Annotated in this window: 10 protein-coding genes; 9 read left to right on the top strand and 1 reads right to left on the bottom strand. The window is 53.5% G+C overall.

Annotation, left to right across the window (positions count from 1 at the left end; translation table 11 throughout):
* Positions 1-43: 43 nt before the first annotated feature.
* The 7 genes from ABID13_RS00315 (at position 44) to ABID13_RS00285 (ending at position 6,674) form a co-directional block, all read left to right on the top strand.
* Positions 44-700 carry a bifunctional adenosylcobinamide kinase/adenosylcobinamide-phosphate guanylyltransferase gene (locus ABID13_RS00315; protein WP_007863979.1) on the top strand — a complete coding sequence of 219 codons (657 nt, stop codon included), beginning with the start codon at positions 44-46 and terminating at the stop codon, positions 698-700.
* On the top strand, positions 697-1,527 hold the full coding sequence (locus tag ABID13_RS00310; protein ID WP_007863981.1) for an adenosylcobinamide-GDP ribazoletransferase: 831 nt from the start codon (positions 697-699) through the stop codon (positions 1,525-1,527). The genes ABID13_RS00315 and ABID13_RS00310 overlap by 4 nt, the downstream gene beginning before the upstream one ends.
* Positions 1,524-2,021 (top strand): bifunctional adenosylcobinamide kinase/adenosylcobinamide-phosphate guanylyltransferase, encoded by a 498-nt coding sequence (locus tag ABID13_RS00305; protein ID WP_053095361.1) that lies wholly within the window; start codon positions 1,524-1,526, stop codon positions 2,019-2,021. The genes ABID13_RS00310 and ABID13_RS00305 overlap by 4 nt, the downstream gene beginning before the upstream one ends.
* A gap of 18 nt (positions 2,022-2,039) precedes the next feature.
* Entirely contained in the window at positions 2,040-3,020 is a 981-nt protein-coding gene (gene cbiB, locus ABID13_RS00300) for an adenosylcobinamide-phosphate synthase CbiB (protein WP_007863986.1), read from the top strand.
* 97 nt (positions 3,021-3,117) lie between these two features.
* Complete coding sequence (locus ABID13_RS00295; protein ID WP_242849283.1) at positions 3,118-4,356, top strand: pyridoxal phosphate-dependent aminotransferase; 1,239 nt, start codon at positions 3,118-3,120, stop codon at positions 4,354-4,356.
* Positions 4,356-5,975, top strand: a complete 1,620-nt coding sequence (locus ABID13_RS00290; RefSeq protein ID WP_048930670.1) for a cobyric acid synthase — start codon at positions 4,356-4,358, stop codon at positions 5,973-5,975. The genes ABID13_RS00295 and ABID13_RS00290 overlap by 1 nt, the downstream gene beginning before the upstream one ends.
* Before the next feature lie 39 nt (positions 5,976-6,014).
* Positions 6,015-6,674: a precorrin-8X methylmutase gene (locus ABID13_RS00285; protein WP_007863991.1), complete on the top strand. Its 660-nt coding sequence runs from the start codon at positions 6,015-6,017 to the stop codon at positions 6,672-6,674.
* A 2-nt stretch (positions 6,675-6,676) separates the two neighbouring features.
* On the opposite strand, the gene ABID13_RS00280 is transcribed toward ABID13_RS00285, so the two are convergent.
* Positions 6,677-8,083 carry an amidophosphoribosyltransferase gene (locus tag ABID13_RS00280; protein WP_007863992.1) on the bottom strand — a complete coding sequence of 469 codons (1,407 nt, stop codon included), beginning with the start codon at positions 8,081-8,083 and terminating at the stop codon, positions 6,677-6,679.
* A 239-nt stretch (positions 8,084-8,322) separates the two neighbouring features.
* Here ABID13_RS00280 and ABID13_RS00275 point away from each other — a divergent pair, with 239 nt between their 5' ends.
* A complete protein-coding gene (locus ABID13_RS00275) occupies positions 8,323-9,960 on the top strand; it encodes a response regulator (RefSeq protein ID WP_007863993.1) in 1,638 nt (545 codons plus the stop codon).
* Between the two features lie 11 nt (positions 9,961-9,971).
* Entirely contained in the window at positions 9,972-11,756 is a 1,785-nt protein-coding gene (locus tag ABID13_RS00270) for a sensor histidine kinase (protein WP_048930671.1), read from the top strand.

Genomic DNA, 11,756 nt, shown 5'->3' with positions numbered 1-11,756 from the left:
GGAACCGGATATGGATCGGATCCGGAGGAATGGGAGGAAGGAAATGATCTACCTGGTCACAGGCGGCAGCGGCAGCGGAAAATCGGAATATGCAGAAGGCCTTATAATGGGCTCCCCTTGTTCCAGGCGCTATTATGTGGCGACCATGGAGGTGTTTGGGGAGGAGGGCAGGGCTAAGGTAAAGCGTCATCAGGAACTGCGCCGGGGAAAAGGATTTATCACTTTAGAATGCCGGCGGGACGTGGGGAACGTTTTTTCCGGCCATGGACCTGACCATGAACGTTACCGTCAATCTAACCATGGACTTGGTTGTGGACCCGGTCAGCAGCCGGATACGGGACTGGACCGGGCAGTGCTTTTGGAATGTGTATCCAATCTGGCGGCAAATGAGATGTTTGGCTCAGGCGGCGCTGACCGGACACACTCTGAAAGGCCGGATGCCTGTTCCCTGGCCGAAGTCCTGGCTGAGGACATAAGATGTCTCGCAGCCCAGGTAAAAGATATGGTGATTGTCACCAATGAGGTGGCAATGGACGGCATCCTGTATGATCCGGAGACTATGGAGTATATCAGGCTCATGGGATTGCTGAACCAACGTCTGGCGGAAATGGCGGACCAGGTGGTGGAGGTGGTTTATGGGATTCCCGTGTGGCTGAAGAGGTGCGGGAACAGTGTTGAGAGGAGCGGCAGCGTCAAATGAATGGAATTTATTCCTGTATCATAGCCATTTCCATGTATTCCAAGATCCCCATGCCCACAGTGGAATGGACCCAGGAGCGGATGCGCTATGTGATGTGTTTTTTTCCCATGGTGGGAATTGTGGAGGGACTGGTGGTGGGAGCGTGGTTTTATGCCGGTCTGGATGTACTTGGCTTTGCTCCCTGGACCACGGCCCTGGTGGGAACCTGCGTCCCTGTTCTGGTAACAGGAGGAATCCATATGGACGGTTTTCTGGACACCATGGATGCCCTTCATTCCTATGGCGGCAGGCCAAAGAAGCTGGAGATCCTGAAGGATCCCCATTTGGGGGCGTTTGCAGTTATTTCCACAGCTGTTTATATGATGCTGTACCTGGGGGCGGCCAATGAATACGCACTTCTTTTGGCTTCCCGTCAGAAGGGGGCGGGAATGGTCCTGTATGCCGTGCCGTTGTTGTTTTTTGTGACGGAGCGGGCTCTCAGCGGTCTGTCCGTGGTATGGTTTCCGCCGGCAAAAAAGGACGGACTGGCAGCCGGATTTGCCCGGACATCCAAAAAGAAGCTGGACAGGCTGGTCCTGGTCCTGTGGCTGGTCCTGTGTACTGCCCTGGCCGCGGCGGCATGTCTCACCGCGGGGAAGGAGGCCGGGATCCTGGCCGCGTCCGTGGGAGGGGTACAGCTTCTGGTCTTTGGATGGTATTACAGGATGTCGGTAAAAGAATTCGGGGGCATTACAGGTGATCTGGCGGGATGTTTCCTGCAGATCTGTGAACTGGCCAGCTTCTGGGTGCTGGTAATACTGGTAAGGACAGGAGGTTTTGTGCTGTGATCTTGGTGATCGGAGGAAGATGTCAGGGTAAAAAGGCGTTTGTTGAAAAATTCCTTTTGCCCTCCCTTGAGGAATCCGTAGTTTCCGGGCCGTCCGCTGCATTCGGGCCGTCCGCTGCATCCGGGCAATCCGGTCCATCAGGAATGCCCGGTCCGCCCGTTATCTGGACCCATGGGGCCGGTGCGGACTGGGGGACCTTTATGGATGGTATGTATTGTGATGATCTTCACCTGTTCATCAGGCGCCTCATGCTGGGAGAATCAGTCTGCGGGGAAGGAAGGGGAGCGGATGGAATAAGGGGGATGGCGGACGCCCTTATGAAGGCGAACCCGGACAGGATCCTGGTAACGGATGAGATCGGGTATGGGATTGTCCCGGTGGATCCCTTTGAACGCCAATACCGGGAGACGGTGGGAAGAATCTGCTGCCAGGCAGCCGGGTATGCGTCCCAGGTGTGGAGAGTGTGCTGCGGAATAGGGCAGAGAATCAAATGACAAGGAGCAGGAAAGAACATGGGATGGCTTGAATTGTGGAAATTTCACAGCACAGCGCTGCTGGCAGGATGCGCGCTGGACTGGATGTTTGGGGACCCGGTTTGCATTCCCCATCTTGTCCGTCTCATGGGCCGGATGATAGCCCGGCTGGAGCTGGAACTGAGAAGGCGCATGAGGGGGAGAGAACTTGCTGCGGGAGCTGTTCTCACGTTTATCATGTGTGCCGTCTGGTGGATGGTCCCATGGGGACTTTTCCGCCTGGTCCGCAGCGCCGGATTTCCCGGATCCTTCCTGTTTCTCTTTTGCCTGGAAACCTTCATATGTTATCAGATGATGGCAGCCAGGGGGCTGTGCACGGAGAGCATGAAAGTGTGCCGGAGCCTGGAGGACGGGGAGGTGGAAATGGCCAGGCATCATGTGTCCATGATCGTGGGCAGGGATACAAGCGTCCTTGACAGGGACGGCATTGCCAGGGCTGCGGTGGAGACAGTGGCTGAAAATGCCTCGGACGGGGTGGTGGCGCCGTTCCTGTTCATGGCTTTATTGGGTCCGGCCGGAGGAACGTTTTACAAGGCGGTCAATACCATGGATTCCATGATAGGATATAAAAATGACACATATCGGTTCTTTGGACGTACGGCCGCTTTGCTGGATGACGTCCTGAACCTGATCCCGGCCAGGGTCACGGGCTGTCTTATGGTGCTGGCCGCTTTTTTCATTCCGGGGATGGACGGAATGAACGGATGGCGTATATTCCTGAGGGACAGGAAAAAGCATGCCAGTCCCAACTCGGCCCATGGGGAGGCGGCCTGCGCCGGAATCCTCCATCTGCGCCTGGCAGGAGATGCCTGGTATTTTGGGAGCCTGCACAAAAAGCCTTTCATAGGGGAGGATGACAGGCCCATTGTCCCGGCGGATATCAGAAGGGCCAATCAGCTGATGTTTGCCGCACAAGGGATTTTAGCCGCCGTGTTGGCCGCTGCCCTGGCAGCTGTTTGAAATCGTCCGATTTATAACCGGCCCAATTTATAACCGGCCCAATAAAAGAAAACATATCTGCCCTGTGTACCAAGGGTAAGGAGAGGAGAAGAGATACATGGAATACCAGCACGGAGGAGACATTTACAGCCGGGAAATAGATCTGGATTATTCTGCGAATATCAATCCCCTGGGCTTGCCTGAAGGGGTTAGACGGGTGCTGGCCGGTTGCCTGGACACAGATGTGTGCGGCCTGTACCCGGACAGCCAATGCAGAAAGCTGAGAAAAGCACTGGGCAGACACCACCAGGTCCCGGAACAGTGGGTCATCTGCGGAAATGGGGCGGCGGATCTGATCTTTGGACTGGTGTATGCCTTAAAACCCGGACGGGCCCTGGTGACAGCGCCTTCATTTACTGAGTATGAACAGGCGCTGAGAGCATGGGGCTGCTGCCCGGACTACCTGTTCCTGGAGGAACAGGCTGGCTTTGTCCCCGACATGGACCGGCTTGTATCCACGGTTTTGCAGGCAGGACAGGAAGGAGCCCCCTATGATATGGTGTTCCTGTGTAATCCCAATAACCCCACGGGTATCCCGGTGCCCTCCCGGGCTGTGACAAAGGCGGTATCTGCCTGCAGACAGACCGGCACCCTGTTGGTGGTGGATGAGTGTTTCTGTGATTTCCTGGATCAGCCCCAGCTGTATTCGGTTATACCGGATCTGGGAGACTACGGGAACTTGTTTGTGCTCAAGGCATTTACCAAACTGTATGCCATGGCAGGGCTTCGCCTTGGCTACGGGCTTTGTTGTGATGGGGCATTGATGGAAGCCCTTCAGATGGTCCGACAGCCCTGGTCAGTGTCCGGTCTGGCCCAGATGGCTGGGGAGGCTGCCCTTGAGGAACAGGAATATGTAGAGAGGACGAGAAAACTGATGGGGACAGAGAGGGCGTGGCTTACGGAGGGGCTGAAAAAACTGGGCTGTACCGTGTATGATTCCCAGGCAAACTATGTGTTTTTTAAAACAAAACTGGGGGAGGAGCTGGGCCGCCGCCTATTGGAGAAAAGGGTCCTTATACGCAGCTGCGGCAATTATCCGGGCCTGGACGGTTCGTTTTACCGCATCTGCGTAAAAAACAGGGAGGAAAATAAAGATTTGCTGGGGCATATGAGGGCTGTTTTTGCAGAAGCATCCGGGTCACGGGAAAAAACAGACTTCGGGACACAGGAGAATACAGATTTAGGGACACAGGAGAATACAGATTTAGGGACACAGGAGAATACAGATTTAGGAACACGGGAGAATACAGATTTAGGAACACAGGAAAATACAGATCTCACAGGGGGAAATTCATAATGGCAAGATCGATCATGATTCAGGGAACAATGTCCAATGCGGGAAAAAGCATCCTGGCAGCCGGCCTGTGCCGTATCTTTATGCAGGATGGATATAAGACCGCTCCCTTTAAATCACAGAACATGGCGCTGAATTCCTATATCACCTCAGAGGGGCTGGAAATGGGCAGGGCCCAGGTGGTCCAGGCCGAAGCTGCAGGCGTCCCTCCCTCCGTGGACATGAACCCTATTCTGCTCAAACCCACCACGGACGTGGGCTCCCAGGTGATCGTCCACGGCATTTCCAGGGGGAATATGAAGGCAAAGGACTATTTTGCCATTAAGCGCAGCCTGGTGCCTGACATTATGGCATCCTATGAGCGCCTGTCCAAGGCGTATGATATTATTGTGATCGAGGGGGCAGGGAGCCCGGCTGAGATCAACCTGAAATCAGATGATATTGTTAACATGGGACTTGCGGCCCTGGTGGATGCCCCGGTGCTTCTGGTGGGGGACATTGACAGGGGAGGCGTGTTCGCCCAGCTGTACGGCACCATCGCTCTTTTGGAACAGGAGGAACGTGACCGGGTCAAGGGTCTTGTGATCAACAAGTTCCGGGGGGACAAGTCCATACTGGATCCCGGAGTCCATATGCTGGAGGAACTTTGCCATATACCGGTGGCCGGAGTGGTCCCCTACATGGATGTGGATATTGAGGATGAGGACAGCCTGAGTACACGGCTGGACAGCAGCCGGGATTTGGACAGCGGGGAATCGGGTATGATCGACCTGGCTGTTATCCGTTTTCCACGCATATCCAATTTTACGGATTTTAATGTGTTTTCAAGAATCCCGGGAGTGTCCCTCCGCTATGTGGCCAGGGTCTCTGAACTGGGAACCCCGGACATGGTGTTCCTTCCCGGCACTAAGAATACCATACAGGATCTGCTGTGGATGCGCCAGAATGGCCTGGAGGCGGCTGTGTTAAAGCTGGCGGACAGGCAGGTGCCTGTGTGGGGGATCTGCGGGGGATATCAGATGATGGGGGAACGATTAAAGGATTCCCAGGGAGTGGAGTCTGACGGGAACAGGGAGATTGCCGGAATGGGGCTGCTTCCCCTTGGGACCGAGTTTTATGAAGAAAAGGTGAGGACACAGGTGGAAGGCTCCTTTGGGGAACTGGACGGAGTGCTCCAGCCATTGTCAGGCGCATGTATTGAGGGATATGAGATCCATATGGGGAGAACCGCCATAGACAGGGAAAACGGAGCCATGGACACAGCGCGGCTGGTATCCTGGCGCCGGGAGCCGGAAATCTGCCGGCCCATGGTGTACCTGATGGAAAAACAGACAGGGGAGGCAGGGGGCGGCGACCGGAAAAAGGTAAAGACAGACGGATGGAACAGGGGAAATGTCTACGGCGCGTATGTCCACGGCGTGTTTGATGCGCCCGGTATTGGGGAGAACATTATTAGCTGCCTGGCAAAAAAGAAGGGCTTGTCCATGGAGACGGTAACCAACGGGGACTACAGATCCTACCGCGGGCAGCAGTATGACAAGCTGGCGGATATACTCAGGGCCAGTCTGGACATGGATGCTGTCTATGGGATCATGGGCCTGCCGCCAAGGGGCAGGAACTGAATGATTGGCTGAAGGAGCCGGAAAAGGAGAAATCACAAAATGTTAAACATACAGTTGGAACAGGTGCTTCCTTCCCAGATCGAGCACCGCAGCTTTGAACTGATACAGCAGGAACTGGACCACATGGGGATCAGGCTGGATCCGGAGAATGAACTGGTCATCAAACGCGCCATCCACACCACGGCTGATTTTGAATATGCGGACAGCCTGGTATTTTCCAGCCATGCGGTAAAAAAAGGCATGGAAGCCCTGAAGCAGGGGGCGGTCATTATAACGGACACGAACATGGGAAAATCCGGGATCAATAAAAGGGCGGCTTCTGCTTTGGGAGCAGAGGTGCTCTGCTTTATGGCGGATGAGGATATTGCCAGGGAGGCAAAAGAAAGGAAGTGCACCAGGGCGGTTGCCAGCATGGAAAAAGCAGTCCGGCTGTTTGGGGCGCCGGAGGGTACACGCCCCTGTATATTTGCCATAGGCAATGCCCCCACAGCCCTGATACGGCTCTATGAGCTGGTAAAGGAGGGACGGATAAAGCCCTCGCTGATCATCGGTGCTCCTGTGGGATTTGTGAATGTGGTGCAGTCCAAGGAACTGGTCCTCACATTGGAAGATACCCCCTATATTGTGGCCAGGGGAAGAAAGGGGGGCAGCAATGTGGCTGCCGCCATATGCAATGCCCTCCTGTACCAGATAAAATAATATTATTTTTTGCCGCTCCAGCAGTAGGTGCAGAGCTTGCAGGGGGAGATTCCGATGGCTTCCACCAGATCGTCCAGCCTGTGATAGCGCAGTGAGGTGAAGCCCAGATGGTTCCTGACCACCTCCACCATCTCCCGGTAATTCCTGCTGTCAGGGTCGGCGTAATCGGCAAGGAGCTGGTCGGACACGCAGTCGCCCTCCCTGTCCTTTATGATCCTCCTGGTGATCAGATCCAGTTCAGAGGAAGATCGGGAAAAGTTCAGATAGGGACAGCCGTACATCAGAGGAGGACATGCGGGACGGATATGCACTTCCTTGGCGCCGCTCTGATAGAGCAGCTGGGTGGTCTCCCCCAGCTGGGTGCCCCTTACAATGGAGTCATCGATCAGCAGCAGTTTTTTGCCGCGGATCAGCGCATTTACAGGGATCAGCTTCATGCGGGCAATGAGGTTTCTGTCCCCCTGGTTCTGGGGCATGAAGGATCGGGGCCAGGTAGGAGTATATTTGATAAAGGGACGGGCAAAGGGAATCCCTGACGCATTGGCATAACCAATGGCATGGGCAATGCCTGAGTCAGGCACGCCTGCGACAATATCGGGCTGGGACTCGTCCCGCCGGGACAGAAGCTTTCCGCATTGGTAGCGCATGTTCTCCACATTGACTCCCTCGTAGGTGGAGGTGGGGTAACCGTAATACACCCACAAAAAAGCACAGATCTTCATGTCCTGCCTTGGAGGACTCAGGGTCTCCACGCTCTCTGGCGTGATGTATACGATCTCTCCGGGTCCCAGTTCCATATAGTCGGAATAGCCCAGATTGATATATGCAAAACTCTCAAAGGAAGCACAGAAGGCGTCCTCCTTTTTTCCAATCATAACAGGAGTCCTGCCGTACTTGTCCCTGGAAGCGTAAATTCCCTGGGGGGTCAGGATCAGTATGGTCATGGAGCCCTCGATCCGTTCCTGGGCATAGAGGAGCCCTTCCACAAGTGTGGCCTTCTGGTTGATCAGGGCTGCCACCAGTTCCGTGGCATTGATCCTCCCGTGACTCATTTCCATAAAATGGATATGACCGTTTTGGTAAGCGTCCTGTACCAGTTCCTGCAGGTTGTTGATCTTGCCCACGGTGGTGATGGCAAAACTGCCAAGGTGGGATTGGATCAGCAGGGGCTGGGGTTCGTTATCGGAAATACAGCCGATTCCCAGGTAGCCTTCCAGTTCAGCTAAATCTCCATCAAATTTCGTGCGGAAGGGAGTATTTTCAATATTGTGTATGGACCGGGTAAATCCCTGTTCGCCGTACACGGCCATTCCGCCCCGTTTTGTTCCCAAATGGGAGTGATAGTCCACTCCAAAAAATAAATCCAGCGTACAGCTGTTCTTAGATGCAACACCAAATATTCCGCCCATGCTAGTACCTCTTTATTTTTGGTCTATAATTCTGTCTGTTACAGGACTAATCATAACATATATTAGCAGTGAAGGACAATATGATTGATATATTATTTATACTTATCATACATCATAAGCAGCCCGGACATTTCCGGCAATTGCAAAATACAGGGACTCATTGTATAATTTGATAGGATACCCTTGTCTGCTGAGGGTACGATCGGTTTGATCACTACGAAGAAAAGGGGCGTTCATACATGGATTTATACAGGATCATTCTGGTGGATGACGAGGAGGAAGTCAGACAGAGTATTATAAGAAAAATAAACTGGACAGAGGCCGGTTTTAAGGTGGTGGGGGATGCGGAGAACGGAGAGGATGCCCTGGAAAAGGTGGAAGCCCTGGAGCCGGACCTGATCCTTACGGATATCCGCATGCCATACATGGACGGATTGACCCTGGCGGAACGGGTGCGCCAGAAATATCCCTCCATTAAGATCGTGATCTTTTCAGGGTATGATGATTTTGAATATGCCAAACAGGCCATTAAGCTGAACGTGACCGAGTATATACTTAAGCCGGTCAATGTGGAGGAGCTGACAGCCATCTTAAAGCGGATCAAAGCCAACCTGGATGAGGAGATCGAGCAGAAGAGGAATGTAAACCTTTTGCGGGAAAATTATATTAAAAGCCTGCCCATCCTCAGGGAGCAGTTCTTAAATGAACTGGTGAGTTATCCCATGCCTGAGACGGAGGTGGAGGACAAGCTGAGGGAGTATGCGATCCCCCTTTCCGGCGCCAAAAAGTGGGTGGCCGCGGCCATTGATATAGAGCCTGAGGAGATTCGGGACGGTGTCCTGCTTCCCCTGCACAAGGAAAAGGACCTGATCCCCATATCCGTGATGCAGCTTGTGGAAGAAAAGCTTAAGAATTACTGCCGGTGCGCCCTGGCCACTTCAGCGCGCACCGCGGAGTCTGAGATCGCGGTCATTGCGGCAATTGATGAGGAAAACAGCCAGACCGGACTGATCGATGTGCTGGGTGATGTGTGCAAGGAAACCAGGAAGATCCTGGAGGTGCCCATCACCATCGGCATAGGGCACGGATGCCAGAAGCTTTCCGATATCAGCAGTTCCTATAAGGCGGCTGTGGATGCCCTTGGATATAAAGCCATTGTGGGCAGCGGAAGCACCATCTATATCAATGACGTGGAGCCGGTGAGCAGCGGAAAGCTCCAATTTGACGGCAAGGATGAGGCAGAGCTGATATCCGCCATCAAATTCGGACCAAGGGAAAAGATAGAGGCAGCGGTCCAGACCATTATTGACAAGATGAGCGATGCCAAAGTCCATTTCCGCCAGTGCCAGGCGTACATGCTCAGCGTGTCCAGCAGCATTGTACAGATGATCCAGCAATATGACCTGGATATGGAACAGCTGCTGGAAGAAGGGTCTGAAAGGGAGGATACCTTTGCCATCATACCCAGGATGCAGAAACGGGAGGATTTCAGCCAATGGCTTTTGTCCGCGTCCCTGCGCATGAACCAGGTGATGAACCAGGAACGTGACAACACCATGAAGCAGGTAATCCAGAAGGCCAAGCAGTATATCATGGACAATTACCAGGATCCGGAGCTTTCAGTGGAAAAGATATGCCGCCATCTGCACATGAGCCCGGCCTATTTTTCCACCATGTTTAAGAAGGAAACAGGACAGGCCTACATTGCATACCTGACCGAGGTGCGTTTGGATAAGGCCGTGGAGCTTCTGGGCAAGACCGATGACAAGACATATATCATTGCCGCCAAGGTGGGCTACCAGGAACAGAACTATTTCAGCTATGTGTTTAAGAAACGGTTTGGAATCTCCCCCACAAAGTTCAGGGGAACTAAATAAGGAGTAAGACCATGCTTTTTAAAAAGCAGCAACTCAATCTGCAAAAGGCCAGTATCCGGTATATCATATTCATATATTTTACCCTGACGGCCCTGGCGGCCAGCGTGTTTATCGGTGTCTCCCTGTACACCAGGCTGTCGGGCCAGATGGCGTCTACCATTCAGGAGGAGAACCAGATCCTGATCAACCAGATCAACCGTTCCATGGACTCCTATCTGCGCACGGTCATGAAGCTGTCCGATTCCCTGTATTACGGCGTCATAAAGAATGCGGACCTGTCGGACGGTTCCATTGGCAGCGAGATCACACTGTTGTATGACAATAATAAGGATAATATAGAAAATATCGCCCTGCTGTCCAAGGACGGGCAGATGCTGGAGGCCGTTCCCGCAGCCCGTTTAAAGACCAATGTGGATGTGAGGTCTGAAAACTGGTTTCAATACACCCTGGAAAAGACGGAGAACCTTCATTTCTCCACGCCCCATGTGCAGACTATTTTTGATGCCAGCGAAAACCAGTACCGCTGGGTCATTTCCCTTTCCAGGGCAGTGGAGATCACCCAGGGGCCTTCCACGGACCAGGGGGTCCTGCTCATCGATATCCGATACAACAGCCTGGAGCAGCTTTTTGACGGGGTGAACCTGGGAAACGGGGGCTACGTGTATTTGATCAGCAGTGACGGGGAGATCATCTATCATCCCAGGGCCCAGCTCATAGACTCAGGTCTGGCCCAGGAAAACAACCTGGAGGCAGCCGGGCTGAGGGATGGGAATTATGAGACTGTATTTGGCGGAGAAAAGCGGATCGTCACTGTAAAGACCGTTGGATATACGGGCTGGAAGATCGTGGGCGTCACGCCCTTGGATGGGATGTCCCTTAACAATATCAAGACAAAGCTCCTGATCATTTTTATCATTGCATTTGTTTTGTTCATTCTTTCCATTATCAACTCCTACATCTCCACCAGGATCACGGACCCGATTAAGGAACTGGAAAAGGCGGTAAACGAGATCGAGGAGGGGAACCTGGAAGCGGAGGTGAAGATGGTGGGCTCTTATGAGATACAGCATCTGGGCACATCCATCCAGAACATGGCCAGGCAGATACGCCGCCTGATGAATGATATTGTGGCCGAGCATGAGTCCAAGCGCAAAAGCGAATTTGACACCCTCCAGTCCCAGATCAATCCCCACTTCCTCTATAACACCCTGGATATCATTGTGTGGATGATTGAAAATGAAAAGCAGTCCGAGGCCGTCAAGGTGGTGACGGCCCTGGCCAGGTTTTTCCGCATCAGCCTGAGCAAAGGAAAAAGTATCATCCCTGTCAGGGATGAGCTGGAGCATGTGCGCAATTACCTGATGATCCAGCACATGCGGTATAAGAATAAATTCACCTACGCCATAGAGGCGGATGAGGATGTGATGGATCTGGCCAGCCTGAAGCTGATGCTGCAGCCCCTGGTGGAAAATGCCATCTATCACGGGATGGAGTTCATGGACGGGGACGGGGAGATACGGATCCGGGCGTGGCGCCGGGAGGGGGATCTGTACATGAGCGTGTCCGACAACGGACTTGGCATGACAATGGAGCAGGTGGAGCGCCTGTTCTCAGCGGCAGACCATGCGCCTTCCCGCAGAGGGTCCGGCATTGGGGTTAAGAATGTGAACGAGCGCATCAGGCTCTATTTTGGCAGCGGCTACGGGCTTGCGATCCGGTCGGAGCCGGATGAGGGGACCACGGTGACAGCCCACCTGCCTGCTGTGCCCTACGAGGACCTGAAGAAGGAGGTATGA

The organism is Enterocloster citroniae, assembly GCF_040545455.1.
GTDB lineage: Bacteria > Bacillota > Clostridia > Lachnospirales > Lachnospiraceae > Enterocloster > Enterocloster citroniae.
Note: the sequence above shows the minus strand (reverse complement) of the source record. Positions and strands in the feature narration are given on the sequence as shown.

What these genes read in the sequence shown, in the direction of transcription:
- ABID13_RS00315 (WP_007863979.1), top strand. Translation starts at nt 44, where the DNA reads ATGATCTACCTGGTCACAGGCGGCAGCGGCAGCGGAAAATCGGAATAT.
- ABID13_RS00310 (WP_007863981.1), top strand. Translation starts at nt 697, where the DNA reads ATGAATGGAATTTATTCCTGTATCATAGCCATTTCCATGTATTCCAAG.
- cbiB (WP_007863986.1), top strand. Translation starts at nt 2,040, where the DNA reads ATGGGATGGCTTGAATTGTGGAAATTTCACAGCACAGCGCTGCTGGCA.
- ABID13_RS00295 (WP_242849283.1), top strand. Translation starts at nt 3,118, where the DNA reads ATGGAATACCAGCACGGAGGAGACATTTACAGCCGGGAAATAGATCTG.
- ABID13_RS00290 (WP_048930670.1), top strand. Translation starts at nt 4,356, where the DNA reads ATGGCAAGATCGATCATGATTCAGGGAACAATGTCCAATGCGGGAAAA.
- ABID13_RS00285 (WP_007863991.1), top strand. Translation starts at nt 6,015, where the DNA reads ATGTTAAACATACAGTTGGAACAGGTGCTTCCTTCCCAGATCGAGCAC.
- ABID13_RS00280 (WP_007863992.1), bottom strand. Translation starts at nt 8,083, where the DNA reads ATGGGCGGAATATTTGGTGTTGCATCTAAGAACAGCTGTACGCTGGAT.
- ABID13_RS00275 (WP_007863993.1), top strand. Translation starts at nt 8,323, where the DNA reads ATGGATTTATACAGGATCATTCTGGTGGATGACGAGGAGGAAGTCAGA.
- ABID13_RS00270 (WP_048930671.1), top strand. Translation starts at nt 9,972, where the DNA reads ATGCTTTTTAAAAAGCAGCAACTCAATCTGCAAAAGGCCAGTATCCGG.